General features: G+C 61.1%; 13 protein-coding genes. 3 read left to right on the top strand and 10 right to left on the bottom strand.

Translation table 11 applies throughout. The features are described 5' to 3' along the window. Positions 1-162: 162 nt before the first annotated feature. The 3 genes from EJ903_RS25330 to EJ903_RS25320 all read right to left on the bottom strand — a co-directional run bounded on the left by EJ903_RS25330 (position 163) and on the right by EJ903_RS25320 (position 2,802). Positions 163-1,080: a ParB/RepB/Spo0J family partition protein gene (locus EJ903_RS25330; RefSeq protein WP_126620661.1), complete on the bottom strand. Its 918-nt coding sequence runs from the start codon at positions 1,078-1,080 to the stop codon at positions 163-165. Then, a complete protein-coding gene (locus EJ903_RS25325; RefSeq protein ID WP_126620660.1) occupies positions 1,070-2,089 on the bottom strand; it encodes an AAA family ATPase in 1,020 nt (339 codons plus the stop codon). The genes EJ903_RS25330 and EJ903_RS25325 overlap by 11 nt, the downstream gene beginning before the upstream one ends. A 335-nt stretch (positions 2,090-2,424) precedes the next feature. Continuing rightward, positions 2,425-2,802 carry a hypothetical protein gene (locus tag EJ903_RS25320; protein ID WP_126620659.1) on the bottom strand — a complete coding sequence of 126 codons (378 nt, stop codon included), beginning with the start codon at positions 2,800-2,802 and terminating at the stop codon, positions 2,425-2,427. 400 nt (positions 2,803-3,202) lie between these two features. Here EJ903_RS25320 and EJ903_RS25315 point away from each other — a divergent pair, with 400 nt between their 5' ends. Beyond that, on the top strand, positions 3,203-3,478 hold the full coding sequence (locus EJ903_RS25315) for a protein-tyrosine phosphatase family protein (protein ID WP_158628009.1): 276 nt from the start codon (positions 3,203-3,205) through the stop codon (positions 3,476-3,478). 30 nt (positions 3,479-3,508) lie between these two features. Here EJ903_RS25315 and EJ903_RS25310 read toward each other — a convergent pair whose 3' ends face one another. After that, the gene (locus tag EJ903_RS25310; protein WP_126620657.1) at positions 3,509-4,162 is read right to left on the bottom strand and encodes a hypothetical protein; all 654 of its coding nucleotides are present in this window, start codon (positions 4,160-4,162) and stop codon (positions 3,509-3,511) included. A gap of 138 nt (positions 4,163-4,300) precedes the next feature. Here EJ903_RS25310 and EJ903_RS25305 point away from each other — a divergent pair, with 138 nt between their 5' ends. Continuing rightward, the gene (locus EJ903_RS25305) at positions 4,301-5,281 is read left to right on the top strand and encodes a hypothetical protein (RefSeq protein ID WP_126620656.1); all 981 of its coding nucleotides are present in this window, start codon (positions 4,301-4,303) and stop codon (positions 5,279-5,281) included. A 153-nt stretch (positions 5,282-5,434) separates the two neighbouring features. On the opposite strand, the gene EJ903_RS28195 is transcribed toward EJ903_RS25305, so the two are convergent. The 3 genes from EJ903_RS28195 to EJ903_RS25290 form a co-directional block, all read right to left on the bottom strand. Continuing rightward, the gene (locus EJ903_RS28195) at positions 5,435-5,710 is read right to left on the bottom strand and encodes a transposase (RefSeq protein WP_126620655.1); all 276 of its coding nucleotides are present in this window, start codon (positions 5,708-5,710) and stop codon (positions 5,435-5,437) included. Between the two features lie 282 nt (positions 5,711-5,992). Next, a complete protein-coding gene (locus EJ903_RS25295; protein WP_148105305.1) occupies positions 5,993-7,564 on the bottom strand; it encodes a hypothetical protein in 1,572 nt (523 codons plus the stop codon). 42 nt (positions 7,565-7,606) lie between these two features. Further along, positions 7,607-12,904, bottom strand: a complete 5,298-nt coding sequence (locus EJ903_RS25290; protein ID WP_126620653.1) for an AAA domain-containing protein — start codon at positions 12,902-12,904, stop codon at positions 7,607-7,609. Positions 12,905-13,217: 313 nt separating this feature from the next. Here EJ903_RS25290 and EJ903_RS25285 point away from each other — a divergent pair, with 313 nt between their 5' ends. Continuing rightward, on the top strand, positions 13,218-13,691 hold the full coding sequence (locus EJ903_RS25285) for a hypothetical protein (RefSeq protein WP_126620652.1): 474 nt from the start codon (positions 13,218-13,220) through the stop codon (positions 13,689-13,691). A 983-nt stretch (positions 13,692-14,674) separates the two neighbouring features. On the opposite strand, the gene EJ903_RS25280 is transcribed toward EJ903_RS25285, so the two are convergent. Genes EJ903_RS25280 through EJ903_RS28085 form a run of 3 tightly spaced genes read right to left on the bottom strand, consistent with a single transcriptional unit; the run spans position 14,675 to position 15,855 of the window. Beyond that, positions 14,675-15,391 (bottom strand): GIY-YIG nuclease family protein, encoded by a 717-nt coding sequence (locus tag EJ903_RS25280; protein WP_126620651.1) that lies wholly within the window; start codon positions 15,389-15,391, stop codon positions 14,675-14,677. A gap of 56 nt (positions 15,392-15,447) precedes the next feature. Further along, positions 15,448-15,723 (bottom strand): site-specific integrase, encoded by a 276-nt coding sequence (locus EJ903_RS25275; RefSeq protein WP_126620650.1) that lies wholly within the window; start codon positions 15,721-15,723, stop codon positions 15,448-15,450. A 3-nt stretch (positions 15,724-15,726) separates the two neighbouring features. Then, a complete protein-coding gene (locus tag EJ903_RS28085) occupies positions 15,727-15,855 on the bottom strand; it encodes a hypothetical protein (RefSeq protein WP_281274772.1) in 129 nt (42 codons plus the stop codon). Positions 15,856-16,412: the final 557 nt, after the last annotated feature.

The raw sequence follows: 16,412 nt of genomic DNA, 5'->3' as shown, positions 1-16,412 counted from the left end.
GGCGGCAACGCGCGCCTATGCAGCCCCACATTGAGCATCGCCGTTCGGCGACCAGAACGCTTCCCACCCTGGTGAATAAAGGCGGCTAATTGCAACGCTGGCCAAAGCGCTCCCGCTGTCGCCGAGGTGTTGCAATTAGCAACACCCGGCCCATGCTGCAGATCAGCCTACCGCCTCGTCCATGAGCAGTGCGTCGATGGCGTCCCGCATTTCCCGGAGTAACGTGCGGTCCGTATCGGCCAACGGCTTGCCGGTCGGCTCTGTCCGCAGCAAGACCAAGGCATCGCGCGTCGTCAGAACGCTTCGGGCGATGCGCTTCGGCAGGGTCGAGTGCGCGATCTCGGCAGGGTCCTCGGAGGGACGCCGTGCTTTCGTCTTCGGCGCCTTTACACCTTCACCAGACTCGACCTCGGCACCGGCATAGGTGCGTTTCGCGCTCTCCCAGGCGGCGGTTTGGGCTGCGTCGTCCTTCAGTGCGGCGATGTCCCTCAGCACCCTCATCGGGACTTGGACCTGAAGGTATTCCGCCCGGATCCGAGCGGGAAGATCGAGGACCTTCAGCGTCCGTGAGACCTCTGACTTCGCGATACCGAGGTGCCTGCTGATGTCGCCTTGCGACCAGCCCCGCGTCTCCATGATGCGGGCAAAGCCATCCGCGACCTCGAACGGGCTGAGGTCGGAGCGAAGCAGGTTCTCGACGAGCGCGATCTCGTCGGCAGGCGCATCTGCATCAAGAACGACGGCGGTAACGGTCGGTTGGCCCAATGCGCGGACAGCGCGCAGGCGCCGCTCACCGTAGGCAAGTTGGTACAGCCCATTGGGGAGCGGCTTCACGCCGATCGGTTCAAGCAAGCCGTAACGCTCGATGGACTCCGTGAGCGCCGTCAACTCGGCCTTGTCGAAATCGCGACGCGGCTGGTCGGGGTTCGTGGCGATCGAGTCCACCTCGACCTGGGCTGTGCGGCCGTTCCGGTTCTGAAACGAGACGGGGAGGGCGCTCTCCCCAACAGGCTTGTTCTCGCGGCCTTCGCGCAGTGCACCCAGCATCGCGCTGTTGGTCCGTCCGAGTTTACGCGACATGGGCAACCTCGCTCATACGGAGGCCGAAGCGCTTGGTGCGCTCGGCTACAAGGGCATCGGCGACGGCACGCAAGGAATCGGCGCCGGCGGCGTTCGACACCGCGCTCACGGCCGCCTGCCCTGCCGCGAACGCTTGGCTATAGACCGTGGCGCGTGGAAGCGGATCGAAGATCCGCGTAGTTCCCGAATACGCCTTCTGCAGTTCCAGCAGCGATTCCCGATCCTGAGTGAGGCGTTGGTTGAACATCGTCGGCAGGATCCCGAGCACCGTCAGTGTCGACTGGACGGTATCGCGGATGTCCGAGATCGATTCCAGGATGTATTCGATGCCGAGCACCGACATGAGTTCGGTTTGGCAGGGGATGAGGACGGTGTCGGACGCCGTCAGGCTGTTCATGGTCATCTGCGCCAAGTGCGGCGGAGTGTCGATCACGACGAAGTCATAGGTTTCGCGGAGCGGAGCGAGTGCCTTGCGTAGCGTGAAGATGCCGGTGACCTGTCCTTGCAGTTCGCCCTCCACCTTCGCGAGCCGGATGCTCGACGGCACGATGTCGAGGCCAGTGTCCTCCACGCTCAGCACGACATCGGCGAGGGTGGCTTCTTTCCGGAGTACGGCGTCGAGCGTGCGACCCTGGCGGTGCAGGTCGATCGCGTTGAAACCGAGGTGGATCGTGGCACTGGCCTGAGGATCGGCGTCGATCAGCAACACCTTATGCCCGCTCTGGGCGAGCATGGTCGCGGTATTCACACTGGTCGTCGTTTTACCGACACCGCCTTTCTGGTTGCTGACGGAAACGACCAAGGCAGGGCCGTGCTTCACGCCGAGGCCGGCGATCTCGCGATGCAGCAGATCGACCACGACCTGCGGCGGCTTGTCGGATCCGCGCTCCCAGCCGCTCACCTTCTGCTTGTCGTAGCGGCGATTGAGCCGTTCGTTGAGCCATGCCGCGAATTCGGGCTGGCTCAAGCCAAGGCGCTCGCGGAACGCCTTCACATTATCCCCCAGCAAGCCCGGCTCCGATCAAAAGTGACGTTTGAACCTTGGATACAGGTAGCGCCCACATTCGTCAAGAAACGGCTGTGATGGCTGAAACCGACTACCCACCATGGGCGCATCTGCGAATGCCTGCATCCTGAGCGAAGGAGTAGTGAAAGAGGGAAGGGGTGTTGCAAATAGCAACAGCGTCACGACAGCAGATACGGCTGAGGATCGACCCGCTCCTGTTCCAGGAGCAGGAGCGGGTCAAGAATGACACGATGATCGCGTGGCCGTTGATGCGACCGAAGCCATCGACGTTTTCTATGGTGGTGAGGAAGGGGGAGCCCAAGCCCGTCCCTCATTCCTTAGAACCAATCCCAGTTCACAGAACGGCACCGGACCGGGAGCACAATGTTGTCATCGCTACAGGCGAGAGCCCGATGGATGGCGCTGCGGTCGGCGTACCGGTTTCGGACGTTGTAGGTCCGCCGAAAGTAGGCTGGAGCACTGCGCTCGCCGGGCCGGCTTTCGCGGTGGAAGTACGCAATCAGGTGGAGGACGACCAGGCTCTCATCGATGGCAGTGGCATCACGACGGAAGCGGCGGCCTCCGATCCGCCAGCCCTTCTCTACGTAGCGCTTCCAATTCGGTTCATCCTCGCCATGTTCCCACGGCTGAAAATACCAGTCGATCTCACGCTGGCGCTGGATGACGTCGCGTCGGCGACGGAAGGTACGGGACATTGATTGTGCTCCTTCGTTGTGCACAATCGGTCGTCCCAATGGATCGTCTTTAGCAGCATCTGTTGCCATCCCTAATCAAAGCCGAACCCGACTGCTCTATCGGACCGGTCCATCCCATAAGGGACGGTTGCGGAACAGTGTGCCACTGGTGACTGCGTCGGCAAGCGGCTTCTCCATGTCCGGGAGGAGCGAGCCGCCGAGAAAAACACCCCGGTCGGTCCGCTTCCGGTGTTGCTATCCGACTGGTGTCTTGTCGCGCCCTGCGTAAGATCAGCCGAGACGTTGACGGATCTCGACCTCGCCTGTGCACAGGCGACGCTCGGCGATGTCGATGCCCTTCTGGCGCTGCGGTTCGACGACATCGCGATTCCCACCTACGGTTCTTTCCGAAGGTCCGACTATGGACGACGTCTCTGCCGTCATTGAGTTCGCTCGGCGGATGCGGGAGCAGAAGCCGGAGGGCAGGGTGGTGGTCCATTGCCTTCACGGCGTCTCGCGGAGCGCCGGCATCGCGTTAACGCTGATCGCCGACGACTTGGGATCCGGCCGCAAGGAGGAACCGGTACAGCGGCTGCTGGCGCAGGCCGTGGAAGGGCGCATGCACCCCAACCCGCTGATCACTGGCCACTGGGAGCGGTCCCGGAAGGCGCGCTTCCGCCGGCGGATTCCAGAGTGACGCCAGCCGGCTGGCGTCGAGTGCAGCGGCCTATAGGTAGCAGCAGTATGTTACGACTTTCGCGCGAGCCGGCCATGTTGCCAGCCATCCGATCCTGACCAACCGACGCCGCAACGCGACCCGTCCGCTCAGACCGAGCCGGATGGTAGCCGCGCGCTGGTCGATCTCATTGCAAACGAGGGCGGCCGCCACACCCACCTCGTTCAAGAACGGCTTATCCTGTCCGCTGCCCCGGATAGGCACCGATTTCAAGAGCGGCAGAGCGATGCCGCTCGTCGGAGCGACGGCTTTCGGCTTCGACTTCAACGGCGCCAAGTTACGCTTGTGGGCCGTTTTCCTGGCGAATAGGTCCTGGCCGCAGTAATCGGCGAAGGCAATCGCCTCCGCCTCCGCCGGAAACTCGATCCGCAGGATGTGGTCATAAAGATCGAACACATCTTCCTTCTTCCTGGCGCCGAAGACCTCATAATCGAACATCGTCGATCGGTGCGACGCTGTAGGCGCGACGTCGGGGAGCCAAGCGGCGAACCGTTCCAGCCGATCCGTGAAGCCGATTACCGCGATGTGGATCACGGCGCCGGACCGCGTCAGGGCAAAGTCGGGGAAGATCTCCTTCAATCCGTTGGGCATGGTGTGGTCCAGGTGGGCGAGGGAAGGCATTTGAGAAACTAGCAGATCCATCATCCTCTGATCCGCAATTGGAGGTCCAGAGGCTTTCTCCAGGTTGCGGTTGAAATAGGAGTGACGACCTGTATTGTCGGGTGATGATATAGGGAGGCCCTGAGGATGGCGTTGCGTCGTGGTGTATCGCATGTAGGGCTAATGAGCATCGTTACCGCCGCGATATTGCTGGCGGGGTGTCAGCAAGCCACTCGCTCCAGCAGCCAGTGGCTATCCTATACCGGCCCTGACACGAACCGCGGCGGCGTCGCTTATTGTCGGTCTGGCCTGACCGGACTGACCTACACCATGAACGGGGCTGCGTGCTCACCCGGTGACGTCTCGTTGTCAGCCGCCGAGATGTCGACGAAGACCGAGGTCCCGACGATGACGCTGACGCAATCAGCGATCCCTCCCAAGCCACAGGATGCGGCGTGCAAGGACCATGTCGAGTCTGGTTCGCGCCGCTACACTGCCGTTCCGGAACTTTTGCGGCTGTTGGCGGCTCAGAAATCTCAGAAGGACGAGTTCGAAACCACGCGGGCATATCAGGCTCGGGTCGATGGACAGGCATCCGCCATCAAAGCCAGCCTGCGCTCAAAGACCGGTACCGAGTCGGTGATCGTTTCGATGCCGCTCAAGGCTGACGGCGCCAAATACGATGCCGACCGCCAAGTGCTGACCGTCGGTGCGGACCCAAGCCCGGTGCAGACAAGCCGGGCAAGTAACGGGGGCGTCTATCACACCGTTCTCATAACCGATGTCATCGAACGGGATCTCGACACCTACATCGGCGAGAACGCCTACGGTGCAAAGCGCAAGGTGACGAAACTGTCGCAGCGCAACGGCGGGATCGTCGTGGGGCGGGCGAACTCGATCCTGGACGCCAACACATGGCCATCCAAGGGTTGGTCTCGCTCGTTCAACATGCCAGCGGACGAGGCACGGGCCACGAAAGCAAACCTGCGCCTGCTCGTGATTGGGTCATTGAACGCACCGTTTCTGCTAACCGGCTACGATGGCGCCAATCCAACGATCAGCAGCCCCATAGACATCACCACAGTGACGCATGCTGTCAACATAGTTCCCGAGTGCATAGTCCTGTATGACGCGCGTGCGCAGAAGGTACTGCACACGTTCTAATGGCTTCGTGATTTCAGTTATCAAGTCCACTGCATTCGGAGGATGGAGAGATTGCGTCAAGTTCGCTTATGGTACCCCCTGTGCTGTCCAGGGCAACTTGGCACCGCTGTCCATCGCGTTTGACCTGGCGCACGGTCTCTGCCAAAGCCGACGCTACCAGTTCGGTACTGAGCCAGCGGCGGGCGAACCACCAGAAGGTGAAGTGTCGGGGACGCTCAGGAAGCCGAACAGGCGGCGAAATTGGCCTGAGGTCTGCAGCAGGACCTCCAAGCCACGATGGTTCAGGCGGAGATGCTTCTTCACGAGCAGAGCGGCAAACAGGCTGGAAGGCTGATAGGCAGGGCGGGCGTACCTGCTCAGGGGTATGGGGAGCGCGCGGCGCGCCACAGCATGGGCCAGCCGCGCAAAGCACAGCAGATGATTTTCCATGATACCCGGCAGATGGGGGTCACTCCGTCAGTCCGCGAGGCATTCGACAGAGCAAGGCACTCTTATCCGGCGTGTACTGGCCGAGTTGGGTAGGAAATCTCCTTTTCCAGACGGAGAGGGCACGGTGGGCCGCTAAACAGAGAAGCGATAAGTCTATGCTTGACCTTTGGCGGCCAGTTCAGAAACTGTCCGGAAACACCCGCTTTCGGCGGGTTTCTGGACAACTTGAATGCCGGACGGGATGGCGGACAGGACGGCCCACACCGGTGTTCTCAGCCCGTTCTACCTTCCCGTTGTTTGCCTAACAGTTATCGCGCTCTCCTCTTCATGCCAGGAACCCAAGCCGAGCATCCCCCCCAGCACCCCCCGCCAGTCTTTTCGTCGATCGCCCACAGCCGGTAGAAGAGGCTGTTGCTCGACGAGGCTCGCCAGCAAATGATGAGCGTTGTGGACGAGATCCGGCGCGTGGGAAATCATACCGACCGGCACCGGATACCCTCCGCCCTTTTCCAGTGGCGCATGGGCGAGTGCTACAAAGAAGGCGTCCGGGACAACGAGCAACTCCAGGGAAGGGGGAATGCTCCGGGCGCCGTCATGGGTCAGGATGGTCTCGAACAGCAGCGCGAACTGTTTCGTTACATTTCCGTCGTTCTGGCCGATGAGGATCGTGTTGAAATCCGCTGGCGCCTCGCGGTCGCGTGGGGTTCGGTCCCGGCTGCCGTCTGGAGCGGCCGAGCGGCCATAACATTCCTGGAAAATATCCAAAACACCCTTAAAGGCGTTCGCGCAGCCCCAGTCCGGCACCGACGGCTTCCACCAAATGGCGGCTTTCGGGAAGGGGCGCTCCGGCATAGCGGTCATCGCCTCAATGATCGCATGCTTGATGTGGACGCGGTTGGCGCGGGTCCAGGCGGTGCCGACAATTCGCAGCGTGGCGGTATCCTTCAAAGTCATCGATTGCATGCTGGCGTGCTGGATGAATGCACGCACATCGAAACCGTTTGCGTGACCAAAGAACGTACCGAAATAGTTCGGTGCACAATCGTTCAGATGCTGTAACGAGGCGGCGGAGGACGCATCCGAGTGACGCGTGTTCTTCACATGCTCTACGCAAGCAGCGATGATGTCCTCCCTGTCCCGCTGGTCGGCCGCGTTGAAGCCAAGGTCCGGCATAACCATGTCATCCTCGCTGAGCCGAACGCTTACCTGTTGAAGGGCCCAAACCCGGTCTCGCGCTTGGATGTCGTCGATACTGTAGATTTCAACGAAATCCTGGTCATTCTTTGCGCGCGCGATCTGATTCTCCCGATACAGCCGGGGCACGACAGCGCGCACCTTCGCTTCCGGAGCGGAAATGGACGCCTCATCCACGGTCTCGAGCAGCGGCAAGCCACGCTCAAAGGCTCTAATCGGCACCGGCCATGCGGGCTGGAAGGAAATGAGGTCGAGAATCTGACGATCGTGCCGCACCTCGATTTCGCCCAGACTGGCACGGCCACCACCACCTTCGAACACGCCACGCCCACGGTGGGTGAGTTGGATTTGGTCGTAGCGTCGCTCGATGTAGCCTTCCCTCTCGGTTTGACTGATCAGGTAATTGCGCTCTTCTGTCGTGAATCCGAAGAAGTCCGCAATGTCGGCTTCCGTGAAGGTCTCGACATCATGCAGGAGACGAAGCAGGAACTCGACGGCAAGCGGAAGTCTGGTCTCGGCCGCGACCTTGAACCGGAGGCTGTAGACCCGACAGGGAACGCGGACGTCGAGGCAGTTGATCTCGATGCCCATCCCATCATCGGTTTCCCTCTTGTCTCTGTCATCGACATCCATACCAGTGTCAGAAAGATCGTCGTCCATCCCTATGCTGGTCTCGGCATCCATTTTCGGAGGGAGCATGGATCAATTCCCCTTCGTATCGGAAATTAGCGCAAGGTCCTCTCCGGCCAAGGCGTTCACCCTGTCCACGACCCTCGCCATGGGGCTGCCTGGGAACCACCCTTTGGTCGTTCCAACGATAACCAAGCGGTCCATGGCGCGCGAAATTGCGACGTTGATCCGGTTGGGCCAGGATAGGAAGCCCGGCTTGATGGTCCAAGGCTCCGAACCGGCTGGTGGACCTTGGTCATTGTTTCGTACCAGAGAAAGAATGACCATCAAATTCTCCTTGCCCTGGTAACTGTCGACAGTGTCGATCCGGATCGCCTCGCGCAGAGCCGGACTGAGTCCAATGCTGACGAGAGAACTCTCGATCAACTCGACCTGCGCCTTGTAGGTGCAAATAATCCCGATCGGAACCTCAAGCGGCTTGTCCGATGCCTTGTTCGCGCACAGCCATTCATGAAGGGGCTGGTGAGTGTCGAGCCTTTGCAGCAGCCTGAAGATTGCGCGGCTTTCGGACCGATTACTTCGGGTAGTGTTATTCTTCAGGGGCTTTTCGAAACCCTCCCGTCCAGCGTTCCGGGTGTCGAGCCAGATAATCGACCGCGAAAGGTCGTTCGGCCAAATTTCCGGCGGCGCCTTCGGCGCAGTTCTGCCGTGATCGAGGGGGCTTTCCTCGTAGAAGACGTCCGAAACGAGCCGGCCGATGGGCTCCAGCATACGGTACTGGGTGCGCAACGTCTGTCCAACATCTTTGCCGTAAGGCGAGGTGAAGGCCCGCTCGAAGTCGCTGCGGCGAACCTCCTCCCTTTCCAGTTTTGTCCGACGCGCCGTCTGTGCCACGTAGGCGCCTATGTGGAAGGGTGGCAACTGCTTATGGTCGCCGACCAAAAGCACCCTTTTGCCCAAATGCATCGGCACAGCAAGTTCCCCCGCCGTGGCGCGGGCAGCCTCATCGATGATGACGAGATCAAAATGCCTCCGGATCCCCAGCGAGACGCTTCCGATCCCGACGCAGGTTCCGCAGACGACCTGGCGCGTGTTGACCAGAAACTCCTCGATGTTCCGGTGTCGTGACGACACCATCCCAAGCCAATTGTCCATCAGGTCAATCGCCGAAAGAAGCCGCCGGAGCGTATCGGGCTGGACGCTCGCTCTCTCGCCATGGACCACGCGAGACAGCACTTCGGTCAGAATAGCAAAAGCCCCGGGCGAAGCCAGATCGAGAACCTCGTCTTCAGCGTCCTCGATGCTGTCGAAGGCGTCCGGATCCCAGTCCTGCTCCTCGTAGAGGTTATCCGACTCACCGTCGGCCGCATGGGCGCGGATGCTGGCTTGTCCGGGGTGCAAGACCCGATAGCCGGCGGCGGAGATTTCCATGGCCGTGATGCCGATATGGCCCAGCAGCCGGTACGCGGTCTCCTGGAGATCGATGCGCTTGCGAGCCCGTTCGCCAGCCGGGTCGAACGGCAGCGCCTCCTGGCTATCCGCCTCCTTGGCCAGCGCTTCAATGTTCTTCAGGATTGGACGGATGCTTAGGTTGATGGTGTGGAATTTTTCCAGGAACTCGGTGTCCAGCCCAAGGCGCCTGCCGACCACCATGACCTTTTCCTTGAGGCGCGCGCGGAATTCCCCACGGTACCGCTCCTCCAGGTTATCCTTGTGGTAGGGGCGAACCGTGTCGGACTGAACGTCAGCCTTGTTCCCGACCCGGACCAGGCTGATTGGCTTGCCCGTCCGGCGGAACCGGTCGATCACCCCCTTGGCGGCGTTGTCCACCGCCTCGTGTGACTGGCTGACCAGAAGAATGCGGGTCATGCCGCCTTCGGTCAGCGCGTAATGGACGAAGGCCGCAATGAAGGTCGTCTTGCCGGTGCCCGGAGGGCCTTGAAGCAACCCAAGAGGGCCAGTTGTCCACAGCCGCATGAAGGAGCCGATCTGGGAGTCGTTCAGATCATAGTCTTCACGAAGCCGTTCCGGATCGGGAACGCCGACCTTCATCGGCTTCGCCCAGCCGGCGTTGTGGTGGGTGAAGTAACCCAGCAGATCGGAAATCGCCGCGTTACCCTTCAGGATGCGGGTGATCGCACGTTCCCTTCGGTTGCGGCTTTCCTGCGATTTTTGGCTTTCGAAGCGCATCAGTCCGCCAACGGCGAACCTCTCGGAAATATGTGTTCTTGAATATCGTGGAGGAATGACCACCGCTTCGCCAGCCCGCGAGTGGGCAAGATCGAGGTCGCCGGCCTTGATCCACTCGCCGCGCCGGTTCATAACTAGGATCTTGACCCGGTCCTTGGCGTCGAAATCCATGCGTCCACGGAGCAGCCTATACCGCACCACAAAAGTGCCGCGGCTCGAATCGGCTGGCTCCCGGTCGACCTCCGCTTCCACGATGTCGTCCATCTCGACATCCATGAGCGTTTGCCAGAGGTTCGCGACATCGACCACAGGAGCGGCTTTGGCCGCCGGAGCCGGGATTGGGGTTGCCGTTGCTTCGGCCACTGCCTTCAGCGGAAGAATCGGCGCCGGCTGCGGATCCGGCAGCAACGCTGATAGTTCCGATCCGTCCAACCCATCCGGCTCCGACCGATTGGCCAGGGATGCCAGCATCGCCTCGTCGGCTTCCCGGTCCAGGTCCGCTTCGGTTTCGTGGAACATGAAGAAGGGATCCTGATCGACCTCTTCCGTCTTCACCTCTTCTTCCGATTTGGCTGGCGCTTCCTTCGCCACTCCCGGGTTCAGGGCCTTGACGATCTCCGGACGGTCAAGGAGAGGCTGCACGCTGTCGGGATCGAAAATCGCGTCCGGTAGCAACTTGATGTCGGCATCGACGATGTCGCAACGCAGACGCTGGGCAGTCCAGATCTCATCCTGTGCCAATGGTGTCAGGTTGGCCCTGGTCGGCCGATGCGATGCGTCGAGAGGGATTTCCAGCCTCGCATTGGCGCCGGTGACATGCAGCGTGACCTGTAGGCCATGCCGCTTGATGTAAAGATAGTATTGACCGGCGTCGGGGCGCAGCACGACGTCATCCGAGACGCCCGATGGTCGGGCCACCCTTAGCATGAGCCGGTCACCCGCGGGGCGGCGCAGGGCTTCCAGGGCCTCCGCGAACGGGGCCAGCGTGCCGAAAACCGGAGCCTGGGTCCGGCACAGGCGCATGGCCTCCGCCAGCCCGGTCATATCCTCACGCGGCTGGCTCCATGTCAGCAAGCGCTCGGCAATGATCAGAACCGCACAACGGTCCCGTTCGGCGGCTGTGCTCGAACCTTTCGGAGCAAACTCCTGGGTATAGCGTTCCCCCTCTCCATGGGCCGATAAATCGACCACGTCGATTAGTATCGGCCAGACCCCCTCCCCGGTCGCGCCCTTGTGACGGGGGCAGAGGATGTTCGTGAAGTTAAGGTCGCCATGGGCGAACCCCTGAGCATGAAGGCTATCCACGACTCGGATCAGGCGCACAAGGAAGTTCAAGGCTGACACTGGTTCCTGAAAGGGACCGGTATCGCGAGGCCCGACTAGGACATCGTGCAGCGAAGGCGCGGCCACCCGGTCCTGAACGACGGCGATCCCTTCGGAGAAATAGACGACGTCATGAATCGGACAGATGCCTTCCAGTCCGAGATCGGCCAAATCCCTGACGCGCTCGCAAAAAGCGAGAAGGCGCGTGCCGTCGGTGCGTTCATCGCGCCAGTTGGTGTGCCCCCACTGTTTGATCATCAGAGGCTGTCCATCTCTGGACGAAGGGTAGATGGAGACGCGGTCGGTCTCAACGACCGCGTCACCTTCCTGAGGGTAGGCCCTCAGGAAGGTGCGCAGATTTTTGTGTGTGCGAAACCGATGCAAACGTTCCAGTGTGTCAGCGTCCGCCTGGATTGGCTTGGTTGCGATGTTGAAGGCGTCGAGCATCGCGGCAGCGTCCGGAAAGCGCGCGCCGACATCCATCTCCAGCCCCTTGGCCAACCAGGGATGGAGGCTCGTAAATTTTCCGTCGGCATCGAAGGCCGGATCCCACATGGCAGGTTCGTCCGGTTCGGCTTTCGGTGACGTTCCCAGCAGCAGAAGATGAGCGACACAAGCCAGAAGAAACACATCCTTCGCGAACAGGTTGTTCGGCTGATTTACGAAATCTTCAGGATAGACAACGGGTTTGGCCAAGGTGCTGTAGCGCTCCTCAGCGACCGTGCGGCCTTCGGGGATGCGCGCCGCGAACAGATGCGAGAACCGCACGGTCGCCGGCAGTTCGAGCCAGACGCTATGGTCTCCGATGTCGCAATGGGCAACCCCGAAGCCATGCAGCCGGCTGGCGTGCGAAAGCATGATGCGTACCAGGTCGATGCGCATCGATGCGTCCATCGTCCGTCCATCGCCACGCATAAACTGGCTCAGGCGTTGGGTCTGGCGCCTGCGCTCCAGAACCTCCCAATAGCGCACGCCTTTCTCGGTGTCGCCCTCCCGAAAGGACAAAAGAGCGCTATCGAATTCCGGATTCAGTTCGCGCAGGTAATGCAGAATTTTCCTCTCGCGCCCAACGATCTCACCACGCCCTTCGTCGCTGAGGAACTTCGTGTCGCCCTTGGAGAAATCCCAGTACCGCAACAGACCGCTGGCGTCCGCTGTATCCATCTCTTGTGCGTCGTATTCCTCATAAAGATTCCCGCCCTGACCTTTGTGTTGATATACAATATTAGAAACGGCCTTGAATGCACCAAACACTCTGTTGCGTGGCTTGAAGTAGTTTTTCCCCTTGAATATATCGTCAAACCACAATATCCAGGGATTTTCTTTGCGGGTCAGGATTTTGTCGATTGGGACATCTTTGATGCAAGATAAAGCACTGTTTCTCTTTTCTTTGTCAACTATCATGCGACAGAAGTCGGAAATCTTGAAAACGAATCGTTTTTCATTATGAGGGAGGCGACTGAAATCGGCGTCTCCGGTCATGATGACACAGAAGTCGATCAGTGGTGCGCGTTTCCCTGTTCTGTTTTTCCTCAGATAACCATCGATCATGCTGGCGAGAAGGTGCCGGTTCTTATTGATCTTGTCGACTGGGGAATGACCAGCCGGATTTCCGTCGCGGTGCCAGTGTCCGCCGGAATAGGTCACGCTTGTTCCATACCAATCCTTAATGTCGGCTATCAGAATGCGGTCATCAAGCACGATGACGACATCAATTTCCCGCGGGGCCGTCCTCGAATCGACCGCCTCAAGATTCGCATAGGCATACCAGTGGTCGGGCAGATGCTTCTTCAAAGCGTCGATGCCCTTAACTTCCCGATGATGGATGCCTTCGGCCTTGAGCGCGGTTATCTTCATGTTCTATCTCGAACTTCAATGCCAACAGGGGGTGGTGGGGTATTCTTAGAATGGGGATGAAGAGATGTGCTTCTGCAAAAATTTATTATTCCAGATTGTGCAATCGGTCAATCTCTCAACAATTACCGAGACGCGGCACAGTCAATTTGGATCATCGTTGATGAAACTGCTCTGGATCGAAGCCCACGAGCGAGGGCCAAGGGATCCACTTCATAAGCCTTAAACTAACCACAGCAAGGTTTGTTAAGCCTTGAATTCACGGCTCGTCGAGCATAATTGAGGTTTATCAAACCTCAACGAACGGAGCGCGGCCATGCTCACCATTACCCCTGACCAAGCCTCCACGTTGCCGCCAGAGGCCCGACGCGCCCTGGCGGCACTGTGCGTTGCCATGTTTCCGGAATACCTGTCTCTGCGAGGTGGCGATGATGCCGAGCCGGTCGGAGCCGCCGGGAGCCTGGCGGAGACGGGAGAACCCGTTGACGTGCCACCCGAGCAGATTCTGACGCTGCTGGCAGGAATCGACCCAAAGAGTGAGGCATTCCTGCGGTGTCTCGCCGAGCACAATGGTACGGCCGGTCTAGGAGCGCTACAGCAGGCCATTGACCATAGTTATGTTGGGGGTATCCGCTCCGGCCTGACCCGACGTATTCGCGCAATGGTCCGGGACGGCGAAATCCCGGCTCAGAGTGAGCCGAATACCGCTGTCCTGTTCGCCGTGAAGCACAACACGTTCCGCCTGTCGCCGGTCACGACCGCCGCCCTGCGCGAGCACTTTGGCTTCTGAACGCAAATGCACTTCAGAAAGACCGACCAGAACGGCAAGGCCGGACTCACTGCCCGGCCTTTCGCCTGATCGTCATCGGGAGACGGCGCCGTCACAGCGCGCTACGGTTGTCGATCCAGTATTTGGCGGCGAAGGCGGCCCGGATCTGCGTGGTTCACGCGACCTGCTTGGACCCCCCAGCGCCGATGGCGCGTCGGCCTTCAAACCGGCCTTCGCCGCCTCGATGTTGGCTGCCTCGCCCCGCAGCCGGTGCGCCTCGTCCTGTTCAAAGCAGCGCAGCAGGCCGCCCTCGATTACGAACCACTGCACATCGGCCGCTGTCGCCGTCTGTGCGGCGGCGGGGATGACCTTGTTGAGCGTGCCCTCAATAAGCCCGGAGAGGCTGTAGTCATCGTAGTCATTGCCGCGGCTGTGACAGTCGGGGCACGGCGCGCGGCGCCGCTGTGCATGCCCGGCGAGACGACTTTGGATGTATCCCAAGCCACAGCGTGGCCATTGCACGCCCCCTACGACCAGAAATGACGGGTGCTGTCGCTGTCGTTACCGAGCCACATATATCCCGCTCTCCCCCTCCCACCCTTGCGAAACCCGGTTCCATGAAGTGCCTCGACCAGAAGACAAATCAAGAACGAAGATCGCTTGCCCTGCGCCTGCGTTCTGCAGAGCCAACGAGAACCGGTTTCGATTCGCTCGGAAACAGGTCTGGTCATCGGCGGCTCGATGACGGAAAGCCGATGCCTATACCCAGGAACGATGCCATATTCCCGCTCCGGGCATCCAGGCGACGACCTCCTGGACGATGCTCTTCCAGCGTGTCCCATGCCGAAGAAGACCCAGTGGACCTGCATCCAGAGTCGTGCCACCGAGACCGGATCGGACCTGCTGGTGACCAACAAAGGTGTCCCTGTCGCCGACGGTTAGGCGGCGACGCGCGAGGCGGCTTAGGAGGCTGTCGTCGAGGCAGCGCGCCGCCACGCCGAGAATCAGAACCCAACCAGTTGAGCCTGTTCTGATGCGGCGCTGGCGGGGACCGGGGTCAGACACGGTTTCCGGCCACACCCGGGGCAGGTAACGGCGTGACGGAGGTTGAGCAGGCTCGTGCCCACGGAGCAAACACGCCGGAGAGCCGAATAGGGCAGGTCCAACCGCAACCTGCATTGCGGGCACTGGATGTTGAGCGTGATGTCGTCTGCTTCGGCTTCCTCGACGGACAGGGTCCAGACCCGGAAGACGGGCACACCTGATGCGCCGAACAGCGGGCCGTTTGACTTCCCTCGATGCTCAGGCCAGTCATTGTAGAGCCCGAAATGCCGCCCCAGCCGGAGCGCCCACCGGGTTTCAGCGGCCAGCGCCGCCAGCCGTGTGCCGGCCGGTTCCACAAGTTCGAACACCGGCACGGCGCCATCCGCCATGATCCGGTGGAGATGCCGGTAGAGAGCGCTGGCCCCGCGTTCGGAGGCTTCGCCGCCCGCCCGCAGATGCTGCCTGGCCCGCCGCGCAACGTTCTCCGTTTGCCCGACGTACAGCGGGTCGCCGGTTGTCCAGTCATGCCGGTCTCCGGTGGTCGGAACACGGATGACATAGACCCAGTACGGAGAGCCTTGGCCGGCCGCAGCCAGATCGGTAAGTCTGCGTTCGATCTTTTCCTGCAGGGGGAGCGCTTCCGGTGCCCAACCCCAGCGTTTCCGTGCTTTCGACACACCCTCGTCCCATCGTAGTCCGAAACCGATTCTACCATACCGTGGTGCCACCGGTGTTACCGCCTTCCCTGCGCGTTCCCAGCCCGAAGGCTGGCCGACAAGAAGGTGCCCGGGTCGAGCCCGATGCTCGCCACGGCCTCTTTGACGATCAGCGTAACGCCTTCGTCCCGTAGGCGGGTGGTCGACCGACTGACCGATGCTTCCATAGGCTTGCCGCCGCGATCCAGGCGCACGAACAATGGCGCGTCGATTGCGGCCTCTGGCCGGGCAGAAAGCCAGTCGGCAAGCGCCGCCACGGCGTCGAGGTCTGGGTCGCCGGCCGCCTCGATCACGACCTAGTGCTCGTCGGCCCCGCCGCGGCGCACGATGAGGGTGGCGGTCCCGTTCTCGACGCGGTCGTCGCCGATGTCGAGCGAGACGGCGTCCGCCCGACGCAGATTCGCTGCGGCCGCGGTCAGCAGCACGGCGTGGTCACGCAACGCACCCGGAGAGCAGGCCCCGGTGGCGGGATCGCGCAGACGCTGGACATGACGCGCAGGTGGTCGGCGGTGAGCGCCGCGGCGGGCCGCACCGGCTCGCGCGGCTGCGCTCGGCCTGGGTCGCCTTTCTGAACGCCGTGATGGTCTCGTCGTGGCGATCCAGGCGCTGGCCGGCGAGGTCATGGGCGGCAACGATGGCGGCGAGGTGCGTGGTCAAGGGCGACACCGAGGTCGCGTTGGCCGCCAAGCGCTACTGGTAAGCGACGATCTGGCCAGGGTCGCCGATGAGCGGCTCGCGCCCGTGCGCCGCGCACCAGTCCGTGTACGCCTTCAAAGCGCCGCAGTAAGCCCGGCGTGTGCCGACGCTGTAGCCCTCCACGGGTTCACTACACGAAAGTGATCAGATTGTTTGGGAGGCAAGAACGTGAGTGGAACGCACGGCTGGAAGCCTGCAATTAGGAATCACGCCAAATTAAGTACGTTGTTTTCCGCCCGGGGAGCGATGGTGTAGTTCCACTCTGGATGGAAGTCGTTTGGGGTTA

It is taken from the genome of Azospirillum griseum, assembly GCF_003966125.1.
Classification (GTDB): domain Bacteria; phylum Pseudomonadota; class Alphaproteobacteria; order Azospirillales; family Azospirillaceae; genus Azospirillum; species Azospirillum griseum.
This window is presented reverse-complemented; position numbering and strand designations above follow the sequence as displayed.

Excerpts from the sequence above, each read along its gene's own strand:
- EJ903_RS28195 (WP_126620655.1), bottom strand. The coding sequence starts at position 5,710 with ATGGAAAATCATCTGCTGTGCTTTGCGCGGCTGGCCCATGCTGTGGCG.
- EJ903_RS25290 (WP_126620653.1), bottom strand. The coding sequence starts at position 12,904 with ATGAAGATAACCGCGCTCAAGGCCGAAGGCATCCATCATCGGGAAGTT.
- EJ903_RS25305 (WP_126620656.1), top strand. The coding sequence starts at position 4,301 with ATGAGCATCGTTACCGCCGCGATATTGCTGGCGGGGTGTCAGCAAGCC.
- EJ903_RS25285 (WP_126620652.1), top strand. The coding sequence starts at position 13,218 with ATGCTCACCATTACCCCTGACCAAGCCTCCACGTTGCCGCCAGAGGCC.
- EJ903_RS25295 (WP_148105305.1), bottom strand. The coding sequence starts at position 7,564 with ATGGACGACGATCTTTCTGACACTGGTATGGATGTCGATGACAGAGAC.
- EJ903_RS25330 (WP_126620661.1), bottom strand. The coding sequence starts at position 1,080 with ATGTCGCGTAAACTCGGACGGACCAACAGCGCGATGCTGGGTGCACTG.
- EJ903_RS25320 (WP_126620659.1), bottom strand. The coding sequence starts at position 2,802 with ATGTCCCGTACCTTCCGTCGCCGACGCGACGTCATCCAGCGCCAGCGT.
- EJ903_RS25315 (WP_158628009.1), top strand. The coding sequence starts at position 3,203 with ATGGACGACGTCTCTGCCGTCATTGAGTTCGCTCGGCGGATGCGGGAG.
- EJ903_RS25310 (WP_126620657.1), bottom strand. The coding sequence starts at position 4,162 with ATGATGGATCTGCTAGTTTCTCAAATGCCTTCCCTCGCCCACCTGGAC.